19 protein-coding genes are annotated in these 18,329 nt (G+C 73.8%); 4 read left to right on the top strand and 15 right to left on the bottom strand.

Translation table 11 applies throughout. The features are described from left to right. Positions 1-41 precede the first annotated feature (41 nt). On the top strand, positions 42-1,190 hold the full coding sequence (locus tag L3X23_RS23655; protein ID WP_237194618.1) for an SDR family NAD(P)-dependent oxidoreductase: 1,149 nt from the start codon (positions 42-44) through the stop codon (positions 1,188-1,190). A 6-nt stretch (positions 1,191-1,196) separates the two neighbouring features. Here the strand turns inward: L3X23_RS23655 and L3X23_RS23650 are convergent, their stop codons facing one another. The 9 genes from L3X23_RS23650 to L3X23_RS23610 all read right to left on the bottom strand — a co-directional run bounded on the left by L3X23_RS23650 (position 1,197) and on the right by L3X23_RS23610 (position 10,168). Continuing rightward, positions 1,197-2,414, bottom strand: a complete 1,218-nt coding sequence (locus L3X23_RS23650; RefSeq protein ID WP_237194617.1) for an ATP-grasp domain-containing protein — start codon at positions 2,412-2,414, stop codon at positions 1,197-1,199. A gap of 14 nt (positions 2,415-2,428) precedes the next feature. After that, positions 2,429-3,655 (bottom strand): ATP-grasp domain-containing protein, encoded by a 1,227-nt coding sequence (locus tag L3X23_RS23645; protein ID WP_237194615.1) that lies wholly within the window; start codon positions 3,653-3,655, stop codon positions 2,429-2,431. Next, positions 3,649-4,437 (bottom strand): proline dehydrogenase, encoded by a 789-nt coding sequence (locus L3X23_RS23640; RefSeq protein WP_237194613.1) that lies wholly within the window; start codon positions 4,435-4,437, stop codon positions 3,649-3,651. Before L3X23_RS23640 ends, L3X23_RS23645 begins: the two co-directional genes overlap by 7 nt. 5 nt (positions 4,438-4,442) lie before the next feature. Then, complete coding sequence (locus L3X23_RS23635; RefSeq protein ID WP_237194610.1) at positions 4,443-5,945, bottom strand: radical SAM protein; 1,503 nt, start codon at positions 5,943-5,945, stop codon at positions 4,443-4,445. 20 nt (positions 5,946-5,965) lie between these two features. Further along, on the bottom strand, positions 5,966-6,358 hold the full coding sequence (speD, locus tag L3X23_RS23630) for an adenosylmethionine decarboxylase (RefSeq protein ID WP_237194608.1): 393 nt from the start codon (positions 6,356-6,358) through the stop codon (positions 5,966-5,968). Continuing rightward, the gene (locus L3X23_RS23625) at positions 6,355-7,569 is read right to left on the bottom strand and encodes an acetyl-CoA carboxylase biotin carboxylase subunit family protein (RefSeq protein ID WP_237194606.1); all 1,215 of its coding nucleotides are present in this window, start codon (positions 7,567-7,569) and stop codon (positions 6,355-6,357) included. The genes speD and L3X23_RS23625 overlap by 4 nt, the downstream gene beginning before the upstream one ends. Further along, positions 7,566-8,771: an MFS transporter gene (locus tag L3X23_RS23620; protein WP_237194604.1), complete on the bottom strand. Its 1,206-nt coding sequence runs from the start codon at positions 8,769-8,771 to the stop codon at positions 7,566-7,568. The genes L3X23_RS23625 and L3X23_RS23620 overlap by 4 nt, the downstream gene beginning before the upstream one ends. A gap of 56 nt (positions 8,772-8,827) precedes the next feature. Then, positions 8,828-9,010 (bottom strand): hypothetical protein, encoded by a 183-nt coding sequence (locus L3X23_RS23615; protein WP_237194602.1) that lies wholly within the window; start codon positions 9,008-9,010, stop codon positions 8,828-8,830. A 132-nt stretch (positions 9,011-9,142) separates the two neighbouring features. Beyond that, positions 9,143-10,168 (bottom strand): LuxR C-terminal-related transcriptional regulator, encoded by a 1,026-nt coding sequence (locus L3X23_RS23610; protein WP_237194599.1) that lies wholly within the window; start codon positions 10,166-10,168, stop codon positions 9,143-9,145. 95 nt (positions 10,169-10,263) lie between these two features. Here L3X23_RS23610 and L3X23_RS23605 point away from each other — a divergent pair, with 95 nt between their 5' ends. Further along, a complete protein-coding gene (locus L3X23_RS23605) occupies positions 10,264-10,614 on the top strand; it encodes a hypothetical protein (RefSeq protein WP_237194597.1) in 351 nt (116 codons plus the stop codon). Positions 10,615-10,652: 38 nt separating this feature from the next. Here the strand turns inward: L3X23_RS23605 and L3X23_RS23600 are convergent, their stop codons facing one another. Further along, positions 10,653-11,576, bottom strand: coding sequence for a zinc-binding alcohol dehydrogenase family protein (locus L3X23_RS23600; protein WP_237194596.1), 924 nt, complete (start codon positions 11,574-11,576; stop codon positions 10,653-10,655). 72 nt (positions 11,577-11,648) lie between these two features. Between L3X23_RS23600 and L3X23_RS23595 the strand changes: the two genes are divergently transcribed. Continuing rightward, complete coding sequence (locus L3X23_RS23595) at positions 11,649-12,065, top strand: MarR family winged helix-turn-helix transcriptional regulator (RefSeq protein ID WP_237194595.1); 417 nt, start codon at positions 11,649-11,651, stop codon at positions 12,063-12,065. A 4-nt stretch (positions 12,066-12,069) separates the two neighbouring features. On the opposite strand, the gene L3X23_RS23590 is transcribed toward L3X23_RS23595, so the two are convergent. The 5 genes from L3X23_RS23590 to glnT are packed head-to-tail and all read right to left on the bottom strand — an operon-like array spanning position 12,070 to position 17,521. After that, a complete protein-coding gene (locus tag L3X23_RS23590; protein WP_237194594.1) occupies positions 12,070-13,236 on the bottom strand; it encodes an FAD-binding oxidoreductase in 1,167 nt (388 codons plus the stop codon). After that, a complete protein-coding gene (locus L3X23_RS23585) occupies positions 13,229-14,590 on the bottom strand; it encodes an FMN-binding glutamate synthase family protein (RefSeq protein WP_237194593.1) in 1,362 nt (453 codons plus the stop codon). Before L3X23_RS23585 ends, L3X23_RS23590 begins: the two co-directional genes overlap by 8 nt. Next, positions 14,590-15,264: a glutamate synthase gene (locus tag L3X23_RS23580; RefSeq protein WP_237194592.1), complete on the bottom strand. Its 675-nt coding sequence runs from the start codon at positions 15,262-15,264 to the stop codon at positions 14,590-14,592. The genes L3X23_RS23585 and L3X23_RS23580 overlap by 1 nt, the downstream gene beginning before the upstream one ends. Then, complete coding sequence (locus tag L3X23_RS23575; RefSeq protein WP_237194591.1) at positions 15,261-16,148, bottom strand: glutamine amidotransferase; 888 nt, start codon at positions 16,146-16,148, stop codon at positions 15,261-15,263. The genes L3X23_RS23580 and L3X23_RS23575 overlap by 4 nt, the downstream gene beginning before the upstream one ends. A 14-nt stretch (positions 16,149-16,162) precedes the next feature. Further along, complete coding sequence (gene glnT, locus L3X23_RS23570) at positions 16,163-17,521, bottom strand: type III glutamate--ammonia ligase (RefSeq protein WP_237194590.1); 1,359 nt, start codon at positions 17,519-17,521, stop codon at positions 16,163-16,165. 155 nt (positions 17,522-17,676) lie between these two features. Here glnT and L3X23_RS23565 point away from each other — a divergent pair, with 155 nt between their 5' ends. Further along, positions 17,677-18,324, top strand: coding sequence for an XRE family transcriptional regulator (locus L3X23_RS23565; RefSeq protein ID WP_237194588.1), 648 nt, complete (start codon positions 17,677-17,679; stop codon positions 18,322-18,324). The last annotated feature ends 5 nt before the right edge of the window (positions 18,325-18,329 follow it).

Genomic DNA, 18,329 nt, shown 5'->3' with positions numbered 1-18,329 from the left:
CATGTAGCGCTACATAACCTCCTATAGCGATCGGAGAGATCATGAGGACCTGGTTCATCACGGGTGGCACGCCCGGCGGATTCGGGCTGACCTACGCCGAGGCCGCGCTGCGGGAGGGCGACCGCGTGGCGGTGACCGCGCGTCGTCCCTCCGAACTGCGGGACTGGGCCGAGCGGTACGGCGACCGGGTGCTGGTCCTCGAGGTCGACGTGACCGACGCGGACCAGGTGCGCGCGGCGGTCGCGGCGGCGGAGGAGCGGTTCGGCGGGATCGACGTGCTCGTCAACAACGCGGGCCGCGGATGGTTCGGCTCCGTCGAGGGCGCTCGGGACGAGCTGGTCCGCCGCACCTTCGAGCTGAACCTGTTCGCGGTGGTCGAGGTGGTCCGCGCGGTGTTGCCGGGCATGCGGGCGCGCGGGGACGGCTGGATCGTGAACATGTCGTCGGTGGCGGGCTTCGCGGGCGCGGCGGGGTTCGGCTACTACTCGGCGGCGAAGTTCGCCCTCGAAGGCTTGTCGGAGACCCTGCGGGAGGAGGTCGCGCCGTTCGGGGTGCGGGTGCTCGTCGTCGAGCCCGGAGCGTTCCGTACCAGGGCCTACGCGAGCTTCGAGGGCGAGCCCGTCGACGAGACCGTCGACGCCTACGTACCGCTGATCGAGGGGGTCAAGGCGGCGTTCGTGGAGCAGGACGGCAAGCAGGCGGGTGATCCCGTGCGCGGTGTGCAGGCCGTGCTGAGCGCGATGAACGCGCCCGTTCCGCCGCACCGGATCGTCCTGGGCGACTCCGGGTACGAGGTCGCGATCGCCGTGCACGAGAACGCCCTCGCGGAGCTCCGCCGGAACGAGGAGCTCTCGCGCAGCGCGGACCTGCCGTCGATCGACCTGCCCGCGGCCGTGCAGACCTTCGTGGCGGCCACGAACACGCACGACGCGGAGGCCCTGCTCGCCGTGTTCGCCCCCGGAGCGACCGTCGCGGACGACGGCGCGACCCACAGCACCGCCGCCGCCATCCGCGGCTGGATCCAGAGCCACCTGATCGACCCCCGGATCGTGATCACCCCGATCTCGTTCGGCGGCGACCGGATGGTGGCCTCCGGCGACGGGGACTTCCCGGGCGGTCCGCTGACGTTCGTGTTCGACTTCGCGACCGACGGCGAGCTCGTCACGAGCCTGTCCATCGCCCCGGTCTGACCCCCCTCACGCCGCACTGGCCGCCCGCTCCACCACCTCCACGTGCACTGCGGCGCGCACACGGGCGATCAGCGCGGCGAGCCGGGTGTCGTCGGGTGCGGCGAGCCGGACCTTGGCGATCTCGGCGCCCAGGGCCGTGGTGGTCCCGACGGGGCCGCCCGGCGGCGCCGCGGTGACCCCCTCGACACCCGTCCAGGTCCGCACGGCGTCCAGGCCGTGGACGGCGTGCAGGATCCCGGCGGGGCCGTCGTGGCGGATGAAGCACATCCCGAGCCGGGCGTCGAAACCCGGCTCGAGGGTGCTCGGGGGTTCGCCGAGGTGGACGGCGAGGGTGTCGGCGTAGGGCCGCAGGGCGCTGTGTCGTTCCCACTGGGACGGGATGCCGGCCCCGGGCAGCCGGGCGCCGAGCTCGATCAGCACGGGGTCGCCGTCCGCGGGCAGCTTGATCTCGATGTGGGCCGGCCCGAGCGCGATCTCGAAGGCGTCGAGGACCTGCTGCGCGAACCGGGCGACGGTGGCGTGACCCGGCACGTCCGCCCCGATCTGCACGAAGTCCCAGTAGGGGTTGTCGTAGTCGCCGGGGCCCGGTTGCCGGTACTCCCAGACGTCGAGGACGGTGTGCCCGCCGTCCACGGTGAAGGTGTTCACCGCGAACTCGCGGCCGCGGACGTACTCCTCGACCAGCCACTCGTCGATGGCCCCGCCGAAGAGGTCGTGGCGGTCGGCCCTCGCCACGCGCTCCAGGTCGGCGGGCTCGCGCACCAGGAACACGTTGTGCGCGCCCGCGCCACCGGTCGGCTTGACGATCGCGGGCAGGCCGGTGTGCCGCAGGGCATCGCCCAGGCCGTCGGCGGCGGTGGTGAAGCGCGGCACCCGGACGCCGCGGGCGCGGGCGTGGCGGCGCATGAGGCGCTTGTCCCGCAGCGCGGGCGCGAGGGCGGGCGGCTGCCCCGGGAGGCCGTGCCGCCCGGCGAGGCGCGCGGCGGTCAGCACCCCGGGTTCGGTCGCGGGCACGACGGCGGCGGGCCTGCCGCCGACCGCGGGATCCCGCCCGTAGACGCTGCGGGCGTCCCCCGCCGCGTGGGTCGGGTCCATGGCGGTCACCACGGCGCGGTCGATGGTGTAGACGCCGAGGACGTCGAGCCCGCGGTCCGCGCAGGCCGCCTTGAACGGGGCGCCGTTGAGGACGGGGTCGACGAGGACGACGGAGTCGCGTGTGGACACGGGGGTCTCCCCTCTCACAGCAGTCGGGTGGGGCGGACCGGGGCGAGGTCGACGAGGGCGCGGACCGACTCCGCGCGCCGCCGCGCGACCTCGAGCGCGTCCGCCCCGCCTGCCAGGGCGTACGCGAGCCGGGAGTCGGAGTTGAGCGGCTCGGCGATCGGGTCCCCGGGGTCGAGCAGCGGCACGGCGTCGCCCGCCGACAGCGCACGCAGGGTGCCTCCCGCGGGCGGCAGCGCGAACCAGACCGCCGCCCGCGGTCCGGGCCTGCGGGCGGCCCGGATCTCCGGCAGCACGGTGTGGCCGACGGCGTGACGGGCCGTCGCCTCGGCCAGGTCGACGCCGGTCGCGATCCGGACGAGCTCGGGGATCTCGTCCCCGGCGAGGCGCACGTGGGTCTCGACGACCCGCGGCCCGTCGACCGTGAGCACCAGCTCGGTGTGGGTGGGGCCGTCCCGCACGCCGAGCGCGTCGAGGACCCCGCGCACGAACGGGGGGACCTCGGGACCCACCGGCTCCGGCGGCGGCGTCACGTGGCCGAGCTCGACCGCGGTGGCCGGGTCGGAGAACTTGCGGACGACGGCGACGATCTCGTGCTCACCCGCCGCGGAGAAGGACTCCACGCTGTACTGCGGCCCCGTGTGGAACCGCTCGACCAGCACGCCGGCGGGCGGGATCCCGTCGAACGGGGTGGTGGCCAGCGCGTAGGCCGCCTCGGCGCGCTCCGGTCCGTCGACGACCGCGACCCCGGCACTGCCCGCGCCCTGCACGGGCTTGACCACGCACGGCCCGCCGTGGCGGGCGAGGAACGCGACGATCCCGTCGGGTCCGTCCACCAGCTCCGACGGCGTCGGGTCCACCCCGGCGGACCGCAGCCGCGCCCGCATCGCGGCCTTGTCGTGGACGAGGGCGACCGTCTCGGGGGCGGTGGCGGGCACGTCGAGGGCCCGCCCGATCGCGGCGGCGTGATCCTGGTCGAGCTCGCCGAAGGCGGCGACCCGGGTGACCGGGTGCGCCGCGTGCACGGCCTTGGCGAGCCGCATCCAGTCCTCGCCCGCCGACCCCGGTGTCACCTCGACGATCTCGGCGACGAGGTCGGGGTTCTGCACCCGAGCGGCGCCACCGGCCCGGCACAGGACGCTGATCCGCGCGTCCGGCGCGGCGGTGCGGATCCGGGCCGGGAAGTCCTGGCCGGTCCCCACGACGAGCACGTGCGGGGCGGTGGTCGGCACGGTGGTCAGCATCGGTGGGCCTCCTCGGCGCGGGTCCGGGCCGCGACGTACTCCTCGCCGCCGACGCCGAACGGCACGTAGGTGCGCACGGGCCCGCGCCCGGCCAGGGCCGTGGCGCGCTCGGGGAGGACGCCGTAGAGCGTCTCGATCGGCGGGGTCGGGTCCAACCCCGCACACCAGTCCTGCAGCTGCGGGTCGTGGGTGGCGACCGTGAACTCCGCCCCGCGGACGTGCAGGACGTAGGTGAGCGACCGGATGCGCCGGTCGACCGCGTCCGGGTCGACCAGCGCGTCCGTCGCCGACTCCCGGAACCCGCCCTTGACCAGCCGGATCGGCACGCCGTCGGCCACGAGCACGTCCACGTCGAGCGGGCTGCGCCGCAGGTTCGCCTGGACGGTGGCGCGCACCGGAGCGCCCCGTCCGCGCGCGGCCAGGACCGCGCCCAACACGGCGTCCGTGCGCCACGCCTCCTCCGCGCCGCACTGCACCGCCGAGCCGGGCGGCAGCGCCGCGGCGATGTCGCACAGCAGGTCCGCGGCGAGGTCCGGGTCCCCGTCCACCCCGAGGTGGGGGAGGTCGACCTCCAGGCGGGTGCCTGCGGGGAGCCCGCCGAGCCTGCGCGCGCAGGCGGTGTAGGCGGCGGCCGTGGCCCGGGCGGTGGCCCCGTCCGCGGCGACCGGGGCGAACCGGCCGACCACGGCGGCGATCCCGGTGTCGTGCAGCCCCCGCACCGCCGTCTCGACGTCGGCGAACCGTTCGCCCGCGACGTAGCGGGTCCCCAGCGCGAGCGTCATCCCGCTCACCCGGCCTTCGCCAGCGACCCGCAGCCGGTGCCGCAGCCCGCCCCCTGGTCGACCAGCGGGAGCAGCGGCCTGCGCTCGCGCGGACCCGCCGGCCGGACCGGGGTCATGGTGCGCACCCCGTCGTTCAGCCCGGGGTTGGTGTCCCGCGCGGCCACGAACTCGTCCAGGATCCGCTGGTCGGCGGCCGGGCTGAGGTAGTACATCATGTTCACGTACCAGGTCCAGCCCAGCTCCGTGAGGGCGTACTCGTGACCCCGGTCCACGACCATGCCCTCCCGCACCAGCTCGTCGAGCCTGCCGAGGATCTCCGGGGAGATGCGCTCGAACGGGATCCGGTCCTTGGCGATGGAGCCGTGGTAGGGCAGCCCGAGGACCAGGCCGCGCTCGTAGGGCACGCCGTCCGCCTCGGTGACCTTGACCTTGACCGTGCGGTCCCGCTCGATCGAGCGGACGTAGCTCGCGCGGGCCTCGTCGTTCATCACGGTCCACCGGCCGGTCTGGGTGACCGCGCTGGACCCGAACCCGACCAGGTCGTCGTCCCAGTGGGCCCAGCAGTACTCGTGGTAGGCGTTGGTGTACCGCTTGGAGACGAAGGTCGGCTCGGTCCCGGGGTCCGGCAGCCGGACGTAGCCGTGGCCGTTGTAGAGCTGGAAGCCGGACGAGCGCATGTAGTGGTTGAGGAAGACCGTCAACCCCATCTTGTCGGTGTAGGACAACGGTTCCCGGCCCGCGTCCCGGTAGTTGGTGTGCAGCGTGTTGGTGGTGACGAGGTGGTTGACCGGGTAGAACTCGCAGGTCTCGGTGCCGAGGTCGATCGCCTGCTGGATGTCGCTCGCGAACTCGCTCACGGTCTGCCCGTGCATCCCGTAGAGGATGTCGAAGCTGCGGTGGTCGAAGTACTCGCCCAGCATCTCGGCCGCGGCGTGGGTCTGGTCCAGCGTGGCGGTGATGTTGAACAGCCTGCGGTACTCGGGGTCGAAGGTCTGCAGGCCGAACCGCGCCTTGGTCACCCCGATGTCGCGGAACGCCTCCGCCTTCTCCCGCGTGGTGCTCTTGACCTCGAACTCGACGGTCCACTCCTCGACCTGGGAGAGGTCGAAGTGCTCGTGCATCGCGGCGCCGATACGGCGGATCTGGTCGGCGGTGAGGATGGACGGGGACCCGCCGCCGAACCACACCACGCGCGGCGGGACCGCGGCGACGGCCGGGATGCGGGACTTGATCGCGAACTCCGCGCACAGCGCGTCGACGTAGCGGTCGATCGCCTCGTCGCCCTCGCTGCCGAGCCCGCGGTTGAGCGAACAGAAGGTGCAGATGGTCTCGCAGAACGGGATGTGGATGTAGAAGGCCCGCGAGCGGATCGCGGACACGTCGAACAGGTCGTGGGCCTCGTGCAGGCTGAACCGGTCGCTGTCCTGGCCCTTGAGCGGGTAGAGCCAGTTGTAGACCGGGAGCTGGCGGTCGAACTTCATCATCGTGCGGCCGGGGTTGAGCTTCATGCGGGGGTCTCCTCGGAAGGTCAGGCGGACAGCAGCCGGGGGGCGCTGATCCGGGCGGCGTGGTCGCCGCGGCCGACGACCTCCGTGCGGTGGGTGCAGTCGCCGAGGTCCGCGAGCAGCTCGTGCAGGATCCTCTGGGGCGTGCAGTGGTCGCCGCAGGTGAAGGCGTCGAAGAACAGCGAGCGCTGCTCGGGGTAGGTGTGGATCGAGACGTGGGACTCCGCGAGCAGGAAGAGCGCGGTCAGGCCGGTGGGCTCGAACCGCTTGGTCTGCATGCCGCACAGGGTGGCGCCGGAGCGGGCGATGCCGCGGAGCAGCCCGTCGAGCAGGAGCTGCTCGTCGCTCAGCGTGGCGAGGTCGATCTCCGACACGTCGGCGATCACGTGGGTGCCCGCGAAGGCGAACCCGCTCACGCCGCCCACCTCGTGAGGTGCTCGGTCAGGTCCAGGCAGGCTTGCAGGTTCTTCTCGACGTCCATGCTGTCGGTCCCTTCGACGACGTATCCGATGATCGAGTCGGTGCTGCCGTGCGCGCCGTCGAAGTCCCGGGGGACCGGGGTCTTGACGACGAAGTCGGTGAGGAAGTCCGGTCGGTCGGCGCCGGGGTGGCGCAGGTCGAGGAGGCGGCCCCGGCGCGGCGGGACGAGCAGCCAGCCGTGCCTGCGTTCTCCCGCGGCGATCGGGGTGCCGGGCCCGTCGGCGAGCCCGAGCTGGTCGCGGATCCACAGCCGGGCGGGGTTGACCCCGGTGGTGCGGGTGAAGGACTCCATGATGTGCGCGCCGCCGAGCCGGCAGGCGATCTCGCAGAACACGAGCTCGCCGTCGGGGCGGCGGAACACCTCGAGGTGGTACGGGCAGAAGTCCAGCGGCGGCAGGGCGGCGACCACCGCGCGGGTCAGCGCGGCCAGGCGGGGGACGAGCTCGTCGCCCGCGTCCAGCTGGACGCTGCCGAGCGGTTCGCCGTCCTGGAACGCCAGGCAGCCGTTGAGGTAGCGCGAGGGCAGGACGTGGAGGGTCTCACCGGCGCGGGCGAACCCGTCGACGTGGTGGACCTCGCCGGGGACGAACTCCTCGACCAGCACGTCCGCGGGGTCGCGGCGGGCGACCTCGGCGGCGAGGGCCGCGGCGTCCCGCACGACGGCCACGCCGTGCGAGGAGAACCCGAAGCGGGGTTTGACCACCAGCGGGAAGCCGTGGGCCGCGGCGAACGCCGCGAGGTCCGCGTCCGGCCCGGCGAAGGCGGGGGTGGGTAGGCCCGCGGCGGCGACCCGCTCCTTCATGCGGAGCTTGTCCCGCCAGGGCAGCACGTCCGCGTGCCGGGGGCCGGGCAGGTCGTACCGGTCGCGGGCAGCGGCCGCGCGGAGCACGTCGTCCTCGGTAACGTGGACCAGCGTGGACACCTCCCCGCCGCGGCAGGCCGCGTCGATCGCCTGCGGGACGCCGGGGCCCTCGGCGTAGTCCGGCACCCCGACGACGCGGGGGAACCGGCCTGCGTAGCCGGGCTCGGACTCGACGGAGGTGATGAGGGTGACCCGGTCGGCGACCTCGGCGAGCCAGTCGTCGAGCGGGGTGACGGAGTGGGGGATGCGGTGCAGGACGACGAGATCGGGTGCGAGATCGGTCATGATGCCTTCCCGGCCCGGATGTGCCTGCTCGCCGCGGCGAGCGGCGGCCAGGCGGCGAGCACGACGACGGCGAGCACGCCGAACCACGCGACGCTGCTGTGCGACAGCAGCGCCCCGCCGACGACCGGGCCGAGGAAGAACCCGACGTAGCGCAGCTCCGCCAGCCCGAAGGAGGCGCCGGCGCGGGCGGGTGGCACGTGCTCGTGGATGAGGACGTCCGGGAGCGGGAGCAGGACGGCCTCCCCGACCGTCCACGCCACCACCCCGGCGAACAGGAACAGCGGCGACACGGTGAGCAGCCCGAACAACGGCAGCGCCACCGCGAACCCGCACACCCCGATCGCGGCCATGGTGCGCGGCGACCAGCGCCGGGACAGCCGTTCGACGGGGAACTGGAAGAGGATGCCGAGTGCCGCGTTCGCCGCGAGGAGCACGGAGAACCAGCCGACGGCCGCCGCCCCGCGCTGCTCCTTGACGAACAGCGGCAGGATCGACTCGAACTGCGAGAACACGAAGAACACGACGAACCCGCCCGCGACGACGAGCAGCAGGGTGCGGTCCCGCAGGGCCGCGGACCAGCCGCCGGGGCCGTCGGCGGCGTCGGTCGGAGCGTCCAGCCTGCGCAGCCGCGGGGCGTGCACCGAGAAGAAGACCAGGTAGCCGGTGAACACCAGCGCGGGCAGCACGAACAGGGCTTCTCGGGCGACGGTGTAGAGCCCGGCGCCGATCAGCGGCCCGATGATCGCCCCGAGACACAGCGTGACGTACCGGATGCGGAACACGGCGCTGCCGGTGCCCGCGGCGGCGAGCGAGAGCAGCTTCTTCATCGACGGTTCGACGAGGAGCCTGCCCACCCCGAGCAGCAGGATCAGCGGGATCACCAGCGTGACGCGGTCGGTCACCGTCAGCAGGACGTAGAGCACGATGTAGAGGGCCAGGCCCGCGCGGATGAGGTGCACCGCGCCGAACCGGTCCGTGAGGACCCCGCCCAGCAGCCCGCCGACCGCCGCGATGAGGGCGACCGCCCCCACCACGGCCCCGATGGCGGCGGGCGAGAGCGTCGAGATGTCCGACAGGTACAGGGTGAGGAACGGCAGCGTCGCGAAGAACGCGATGCTGTTGAGGAGGGCGCCGGCCACCAGCAGGCGCAGCACCGGGTCCCGCAGCCAGGAGCCCGCGGCCGGGCTCGCGGTGGTCGTCATCTCGGTCTCCTCGTCCGTCATGGGTCGTTCCCGGGGCGGTCAGGCGCCGACGGTGGTCACCAGGCCCAGCTGCTCGGCTGCTCGACGGGGTCGGGCTCGGCGAGGACGGACGTGGTCGGCGCGGTGGACGTGGTCGCTGTGGTCGCTGCGATCGCCGTGGTCGCGGGGGCGACCAGCGCGGCGACGGCGGTGACCGCGGCGAGGACGGTCAGGACGGTGTGGTGGACGCGGCGAGGCATCGGGACTCCCGGAGTAGGCGGTGTCACGGCTCGGACCTCACCGAGAGTGCCGATCCGCCCGGCTCCGGGGAAGCGCCTGGCCGTGTCCGGATGGTGCCTGGCAACAAGTGGCCGGCGGCGCCGACGGCCCGGTCAGGGGCGGTCCGGGCCGGGCAGCTCGTCGACGGTCCAGCCGCGCGCCCCCAGCTTGAGCCCGAGCTCGAACCGGCTGCTCGCGCCCAGCTGGCCCATCAGCCCGGAGATCGCCCGCCGCACCGTGCGCACCGACAGGCCGAGCTGGCGGCTCACGGACTCGTCCGTGGCCCCGGTGGCGAGGATGCGCAGGATCGCGGTGCCCACGTCGTCCAGCTCGACGGGCTCGGGCGGGCGCGGGACGTCGATCGGCTTGGCGCCGCGCCAGATCGTCTCGAACAGCGCGACCAGCGCGGTGAGCAGGCCTGCCGCGCGGACGACGAGGGCGCCGTCCCGCGGGGACTCGGCGTCGATCGGCAGGATCGCCATCACCCGGTCCGAGACGACCAGGCGCAGCGGCAGCGCGGCCACCGTGCGGATCTCGGCTCCCTGCTCGGAGAGCCAGCGCAGGTACCCGGCGGTGGCGGGGCGGCGCATCGCGCTCTCCACCACCACGGTCCGCACGGCGACCCCGCGGCCGAGGGTCTCGGCGTCGAGCGCCCGGCTGGACTCGATGGACTCCGGGGTCAGGACGTGGGCGGGCAGCAGCGAGAGCGTCTCGCGCAGGGTGCCCGCGGCCATCTGCTCCAGCCGCCCGCGCAGCACGTCGATCCCGCTGATGTGCTCCATCACCCGGGCGGCCTGGGAGTCCCGGGCCTCCGACCAGCGGTCCTGCAGGCCCGCGAGCATCGCGTCGGCGTGTTCGAGCCGCTGCTGGTTCTCGACGAGCTCGGTGCGGCACATGACGAGCCGGGCCCGCAGGGCGAGCGCGGGCGGGACGACCCGGATGCCGCCCGCCTCGCCCTCGGCCTCGCGCAGCACGTCCGCGGCCAGCAGGCCCGCGACGCTCGCGGCTGCTTGGTCGGCGGTCAACGAGGTGGAGCGGGCGACGGCGTCGACCAGCTCGGCGCGTGGCCACACGACGCGGCCGACCGCCACCCCGTAGGCCTCGACGAGCTCCGGACCCAGGCCCAGAACGTCCAGCACAGGCACCTCCGAACCGGCGCCCACACCCGCGGCAGCATCCTGCCAGGACACAAGCGGCCGGCCGCTAGGACTGACACGACCGGGACGAGAAGGCGATGCTCGACCGCGTGCCCGAAGTTTATCCGCAGCCCGGCCCGTCGGCCGGCTTCGTGATCCGCGTCCGACTGTCGGCCCCCGGCTTCGCCGCCGCGGCCGATCTCGACGACGTCGTGGATCTGCTGCTGGGCGCCGGTGCGCCGATGGTGCGGGTCGCCGCGGCCCGGATGTGCCCGGGGGAGGCCGGGATCGAGCTGGACTTCGACACCGCCTGGTCCGAGCCGGACCGGGCGCGCGACCGCGTGGTCAACGCGGTGCGGGAGCGCACGAGCATGGACGCCCGGTTCGCCCGATGGGTCATCCAGGCGACGGTCGTCCCGGCCGTGGGGGGCCGGTCGAAGGGACGCTGAGGCGACACTGAGGCGACATTGAGGCCGGGAGACCCCGGCTACGGGGTGAGGACGATCCGCCGGTCGGCGGGCTCGGTCCACACCCGCTCGATCTCGCTGAGCGGGCGCGGGTCGGCGTCCACCTGCAGGTCTCCCGCGCTGAGGGCGGCCGCGATCGCCGGCAGCTCCCCGACGATGTCCGCGGTGGGGACGGAGCCCTGGCCGCTGCCGACGATCCGCAGGCCGGACGCCCGCAACGCCGCCGACGGCACCTCCGCCGACGCACCGGCGACGGAGCCGATCTGCACCCAGTCCAGCGGGCGGCCCCGGTCGCTGCGCGCGGTGACCAGGCCGACCATCGCCCGGCTCGCAGGCGCACCCCAGACGTAGTCCAGCACGACGTCGACGTCCCCCGCCTCGGCCCAGGCGGAGCCGTCCGCGGCGGCGAGGTCGACCACGGCGTCGAGCCGCAGGTCCGCGAGACGCTCGGGTCGGCGGGCGGCGCCCGTCACGCGGCCGGCGCCGAGGAGCCGCGCCACCTGCACCGCGAGTCGCCCCGCGCTGCCGGCGGCACCCAGGACCAGCACCGAGGCGCCGGGCTCGAACCGGATGCGCCTGCGCAGCGCCAACCAGGACGACATCGCCGGGTTCATCCCCGCGGCCAGCGCCGCGACGTCCGCGTCGTCCGGGAGCGCGACGCTCCGCCGCGGGTCGATCATCGTGGACTCGGCCATCGACCCCTGCGGCGTGTCCGGCAGGACGAAGTAACGCAGCACGCCCTCGCCGTCTCGCCCCACCCCGTCGAGGCCCGGGACGAGCGGCAGCTCGCCGCGGTCGGCGTAGTGGGTGCCCGCGGCCTGCGAGCGCACCCGCGGGTGCAGGCCCGCAGCCAGGACGGTGACCGCGACTCCGGGCCCCGTCGGCGCGGGGACCTCGGCGTAGCGGGGTGGGCGGGTGAAGTCGGTGACCAGTGCGGCCTTCATGTCGGCTCCCGAAACTAGTTGGTATTCCACATCAGATTAGGTGGTGATCCCAACTATGTCTAGGATGGCGGCGTGGATGGGGAGACCGAGCTGCTCGACGGGCTCGTGCAGGTGTCGTTCACCATGACGGCGATGCTCAGCAGGATCGCGTCCGCGCACGACCTGTCGCTGACCCAGCTCCGGCTGCTCGCGATCCTGCGCGACCGCGAGCCCCGGATGGCCGACCTCGCCGAGCACCTCGGGCTCGACCGCTCGTCGGTGAGCGGGCTCGTCGACCGCGCCGCGCGCGCCGGGCTCGTCCGTCGCTCGGCGAGCAAGGAGGACGGACGCTCGGTGCGGGTCGCGCTCACCGCGGAGGGGATGCGGCTGGCCACGGCCCTGCACGCCGAGGTGACCTCGTCGGTCGATCCGCTCACGGCGGGGCTGTCGGCCGCCGAGAAGAACCGACTCGCCGCCCTGCTGGGGCGGATCGTCGACCGGCGGGGCTGAGGGGTCAGCGCATCTCGCCCGCGCCGACGTAGGGGTGGGGGCTGCGGAGCAGGGCGCCCTCGGCGAAGCGGGACAGGCGGAAGTCGGACTCCGGGATGTCGGGGTGGCTGCTCCTGCCCTCGATCACCAGGTCGGCGACGAGCCGGCCGACCGAGGGGGAGATCTTGAACCCGTGGCCGGAGAACCCGGCGGCGACGATGAGACCGTCGACGCCGGTCGCGGAGACGGCCGGGTTGAAGTCCGGGGTCACGTCGTAGCAGCCGGCGTAGGAGGACGCGATGGACGCGTTCTGCAGCCCGGGGAACCGGGTGCCCACCTTCTCGACGGTCAGCTCGAGGAACGCCTCGGTGGCCTGGTCGGAGTAGTGGTCCGGGTCGGCGACCTCGAGCTCGGCGAGGTCGGAGTTGCCGAAGAGGATCTCCCCGCCGGTCTCCGGGCGCACGTACTGCAGCGACACGAGGTCGGAGAACACCGGCACGGGGCCGAGATCCAGGCCGGGGTCGATCAGCACGATCTGCTCGCGGTGCACGGTGATCGGCAGGTCGACGCCCTGTGCGGCGAGCAGGGGCACCGACCACGGCCCGGCGGCGACGACGACGGCGTCCGCGCCGATCTCCGTGCCGTCGGTCAGCCGCACGCCCGCGGCCCGGCCGCGCTCGACGAGGATCTCCGCGACGGTCGCACCCTGGCGCAGGGTCGCCCCGGCCCCGCGGGCGACGCCCGCGAAGAACTGGGCGGTCCGGTAGGCGTCTCCGTAGCCGCCGCGGTCCTCCCAGGCGAAGGCGCCGAAGGGCGCCAGGTCGGCGAGGGGCCAGAGCTGGTGCACCTCGTCGGCGGAGAGGTCCTCGGTGCGGACCCCGACGGCGCGCTGGTCGGCCATCGAGGCGTGCAGGGCGGCCACGTTCTCGGGCCCGACGCCCACGACGTAGCCGGTCTGGCGGAACCCGACCTCGGTGGCGTGGGCCTCGAAGAACTCCAGGGCCTGGGTGGCCATCGCGGCGAGCGAGGAGACCCCGTAGTGGCAGCGCACGATGCCGGAGGACTTGCCGGTCCCGCCGGAGCCGACGGTGTGCCGCTCCACGATCACGACGTCGGTGATCCCGCGCCGGGTCAGCGCCCAGGCGGTGGCGCAGCCTTCGAGGCCGCCGCCGACGACGACGACCTCAGGCACCGGGGATCCAGGAGGTGCCGGCGAGCGGGACCCGGGCCATCGCGGCGGCCTCGATGGTCAGGGCGACGAGGTCCTCGGGCTCGAGGTGCTGCAGGTGCGCCTTGCCGCAGGCACGGGCGATGGTCTGGGCCTCCAGGGTGAGCACCCGCAGGTAGTTCGCGAGCCGCCTGCCGCCCTCGACCGGGTCGAGCCGCGCGGCCAGCTCGGGGTCCTGGGTGGTGATGCCCGCGGGGTCGCGCCCGTCCTGGAAGTCGTCGTAGAACCCGGCGTCGGAACCGAGCTCCCGGTACTCCTCGGCGTACCGGGGGTCGTTGTCGCCCAGGGCGATCAGGGCGGCGGTGCCGATCGCGACGGCGTCCGCGCCCAGGGCCATGGCCTTGGCGACGTCCGCGCCGGTGCGGATCCCGCCGGAGACGATCAGCTGGACCTTGCGGTGCAGGCCCAGCTCCTGCAGGGCCTGCACGGCCTGGGGGATCGCGGCGAGGGTGGGGATGCCGACGTGTTCGATGAACACGTCCTGGGTGGCGGCGGTGCCGCCCTGCATCCCGTCGACGACGACGACGTCCGCGCCGGAGGCCACGGCCAGCTTCACGTCGTAGTAGGTGCGGGAGGCGCCGATCTTGACGTAGACCGGCTTCTCCCAGTCGGTGATCTCGCGCAGCTCGAGGATCTTGATGGCGAGGTCGTCCGGGCCGGTCCAGTCCGGGTGCCTGCAGGCCGAGCGCTGGTCGATGCCCGCGGGCAGCGTGCGCATGCCCGCGACGCGCTCGGAGATCTTCTGGCCCAGGAGCATCCCGCCGCCGCCGGGCTTGGCGCCCTGGCCGAGCACGATCTCGATGGCGTCCGCCTTGCGCAGGTCGGTGGGGTTCATGCCGTACCGGCTGGGCAGGTACTGGTAGACGAGGTGCGTGGACTGGCCGCGCTCCTCGGGGGTCATGCCCCCGTCGCCGGTGGTGGTCGAGGTGCCCACCTCCGACGCTCCCCGGCCGAGGGCCTCCTTGGCCTGGGCGGACAGGGCCCCGAAGGACATGCCCGCGATGGTCACGGGGGTGGCGAGGTGCAGGGGGAACCGCGCGTTGCGGTCCCCGAGGACGACATCGGTGTCGCAGCGCTCCCGGTAGCCCTCCAGCGGGTACCGGGACATCGACGCCCCGAGGAAGAGCAGGTCGTCGAAGTGGGGGACCGGACGCTTGGCGCCCCAGCCGCGGATGTCGTAGACGCCGGTCGCCGCGGCGCGCTGGATCCCGGCGATCGTGGCGCGGTCGAAGGTCGCGGACTCCCGCAGCCCCCGTGAGTGGCGATAGTCGCTCCAGCGACTATCGCCACTCACGGGGTGGGTGGGTTCGGTGCTCATCAGTACGTGTTCCCCGAGGTGAAGTGGTAGAGGCGGCGGGCGGAGCCGTAGCGGCGGAACTGCGCGGGATCGTGGTCCAGGCCCGCCTCGGCGAGCAGGTCGCGCAGCTCGGTCAGATGCTCGGGCCGCATCTGCTTCTCGACGCAGTCCGCGCCGAGCGAGCCGACCGTCCCGCGGACGTAGATCCGGGCCTCGTAGATCGAGTCGCCGAGGTCGTCCCCGGCGTTCCCGCAGACGACGAGCCTGCCCGCCTGGGCCATGAACGCCGACATCGGCCCGATGTCCCCGCCGACGACGATGTCCGCGCCCTTCATCGAGATGCCGCACCGCATCGACGCCGAGCCCTCGATCACGAGCAGCCCGCCGTGGGCGGTGGCGCCCGCGGACTGCGAGGCGTCGCCGGTGACCCGCACGGTGCCGGACATCATGTTCTCCGCGACCCCGGTGCCGGCGTTGCCGTGCACGGTGATCCGCCCGCCGTCGTTCATGCCGGCGGCGTAGTAGCCGACGTGCCCGCGCACGTCGACGGTGATCTCGGTGTCCACCCCGGCGGCGATCGCGTGCGCGCCCTGCGGGGAGCGGACCTCGTAGGACTTGGCGCCGGGTGCGTGCAGCTCGGCGTTCAGCGCGCGCACCGAGCTCGTGGCGAGATCGACGACGACCGGCTCGTTCACAGGGCCATCCCCTCCCGGGTCCAGTGGTAGACGCGCTCGGGATCGGGCTCGTAGAGCCGGGCCTCGGCGATGCCGGGCAGCCCGGCCAGCGCGCGGAACTCACTCGCCATGGCCACGTACGCGTCGGTCTCGGCGATGATCGCCGGCTTGCAGGCGATGGCGTCCCGGACCACGGCGAACCCGTCGCCGCTGGTCACGAGCAGGGTGTAGAAGCCGTCGAAGCGCTCGCACAGCAGCCGAAGCGCCTTGTCGAGGTCCTCGCCCTGGGCGAGGCGGTCGGCGACGAAGCGCGCGGCGACCTCGGAGTCGTTCTCCGAGTCGAACACGTGCCCGGCCGCGGCCAGCTCGCGGCGGATCGTGGCGTGGTTGGCGAAGGACCCGTTGTGCACCAGGCACTGGTCCGGCCCGACGGAGAAGGGGTGGCAGCCCTGCGGGGTGACCGCGGACTCCGTCGCCATCCGGGTGTGCGCCAGGCCCTGCCAGCCCTGCGCGTGCACCAGGTCGTAGGTCTCGGCCAGCGTGCGCGGATGGCCGATCCCCTTGTAGACGGCCAGGTCGTGCCCCGCCCCGATCACGGTGGCCGCCGGGTCCGCCGCCCGCACCGCGGCGACGAGCTCGGCCGGCTCGACCGGGGCCGCGACCACGACCGTGTCCCCCGCCTCCGTCACCACGGCGCCGGGGATCGCCCGCAGCGCCTCGCGCTCGCGGCTGAGCACCGACACCGCCGCGTGGCCCTCGGGGACCCGGCGGCGGTCGCCGTACACGGCCACCCCGGCCGAGTCGGGCCCCCGCTCGACGACCTGGCACAACATGGTCTCCAACAGGCGGCCGAGCTGCGGGTACAGCTGCGGGTCACGCAGGTGGAGTCCGACGATCCCGCACACGGGCCGTCTCCTCTCTAGAACGCGGTCAGGTAGCGGTCGTGCTCCCACGGCCCGACGCTGCCGTGCCAGTCGAAGAACTCCTCGCGCTTCTGGGCGGCGAAGTACTCCGCGACGCCGGGGCCCGCGGCGTCGAGCCCACCGGTGACGACGGGGTCCGCGGCCAGGGCCTCGACGGCGTGCAGCAGGGTCGGCGGCAGCTCGGGGCGCCGGACCCCGTCCGCGCCCGGTGCGCCCGGGTCGACCTCCCGCGCGATGCCGTCCAGCCCGGCCGCGAGCACGGCGGCCAGGGCGAGGTAGGGGTTGGCCGAGCCGTCCCCGCCGCGCAGCTCGATTCGGTGGTGGTCGGGGATGCGGACGAAGTGGGTGCGGTCGTTGCCGCCGTAGGTGGGCCGCCGCGGGGACCAGGTCGCGCCGGAGCGGGTGGAGGTGGCGCCGGTGCGCTTGTAGGAGTTGACCGTCGGCGCCAGCACCGCCTGCAGGCCCGGGGCGTGGTCGAGGATCCCGGCCAGGAAGCGGTAGGCGAGCGGCGAGAGCCCGAACCCGCGGGCGTCGGCCGCGTCCGGGAACTGCGCCGCGCCGTCCCGCCACAACGACAGGTGCAGGTGCATGCCGGAGCCGGTCCGGTCCGCGAACGGCTTGGGCATGAACGTGGCGGTCATCCCGCGCTGCTCGGCGAGCACCGAGATCAGGTAGCGGGCGGTGATCACCCGGTCCGCCGTGGTGAGGGCGTCCGCGTAGGCGAAGTTCTGCTCGAACTGCCCGTTCGCGTCCTCGTGGTCGTTCGCGTAGTTGCCCCAGCCCAGCGCGTTCATCGCGGTGGAGACGCCGGTCAGGTGGTCGTACATCCGGGTCAGGCCGCGGGCGTCGTAACAGGGGCGGGCCTCGGTGTCCTTGCCGTCCGCGGGGGCCAGGGTGCCGTCCGCGGCGCGCTGGACCAGGAAGTACTCGACCTCGGCCCCGGCAAACAGCTCCAGGTCCCGCGCCGCCGCCTCGGCCAGGACCTTCTTGAGGATGACCCGCGGGGCGTAGTGCCACGGCACACCCTCGACGTGCGGGTCGCAGTGCACCAGGGCCAGCCCCTCGCGCACCCACGGCAGCGGGGTGTAGCTGTCCACGTCCGGGATCGCGATGAGGTCCGGGTCGCACGGCTGCTGCCCGATCGCGCCGACCGCGTACCCCGCGAACCCGACGCCCTCGTGCTGCAGCTCGTCGGCCGCCTCGACCGGGACGAGCTTCGCGCAGGGCTTGCCGTTCAGGTCGACGAACATGGCCAGCAGGAACCGGACCCCGTCCGCGTGGGCGCGCGCCTTCAGGTCCGAGGAGGGCGCCGCCGGCTGCTCCACCGTCGTGGCGGGCGACATGTCGAGGGTCATTCCTGTGCTCCTACCGGGATGAGCGACGACCGGTGTCTCATTGGGAAACAGGATATCGCCAGAGGATACCTGCTGGCGGCGTCCGTGTGAACGGTGGTTTCCTCGGTGTTACGACGGCAGGGATCGCGTCGAGTCGGCCCTCTACTGTGGGCGCCGTGCATCCCGTCGGCGACGCGACCCCCGACCACGGCCCCGCCAGCCGAGAGGTCTCCGAGCCGGCGCCGACCGCGGGGCGCCTGGAGCAGGCGATCGCCCGCCAGGTGCGCCGACTGCGCCAGGCCGCCGGCCTCACCCTCGCCGACCTCGCCGCCCGCACCGGTGTCTCCAAGCCGATGCTCTCCAAGATCGAGAACGCCCAGACCTCCTGCAGCCTGACCACCCTCGCCCGCCTCGCCGACACCCTCGACGTCCCGGTGACCGCGCTCTTCCGCGACGCCGACGGTCCCCGTGAGGCCGTCTTCACCCGGGCGGGCTCCGGTGCCCGCATCGTCGCCCGCGGCACCCGGGTGGGCCACGACTACACCCTGCTCGGCGCGCTGCGCGGACCGCACAAGCGGATGGAGGCCCATCTCGTCACGCTCACCGAGCGCAGCGAGGAGTTCCCGCTCTTCCAGCATCCGGGCACGGAGCTGCTCTACATGCTGGAGGGCGAGATGGTCTACGGCCACGGCGAGAGCAGCTACGAGCTGCGACCCGGAGACGCGCTGCAGCTCGACGGTGAGGGCCTGCACGGTCCGCGGGAGCTGCGGGCGCTGCCCGTCCGGTTCCTGTCCGTGGTCGCCTACGGGGACCTGCGGGACTGACGCCA

This window comes from Pseudonocardia sp. WMMC193 (genome assembly GCF_021728735.1).
GTDB classification, from domain to species: domain Bacteria; phylum Actinomycetota; class Actinomycetes; order Mycobacteriales; family Pseudonocardiaceae; genus Pseudonocardia; species Pseudonocardia oroxyli.
The sequence above is the reverse complement of the archived record's forward strand: the minus strand, read 5'-3'. Positions and strand labels throughout refer to the sequence as shown.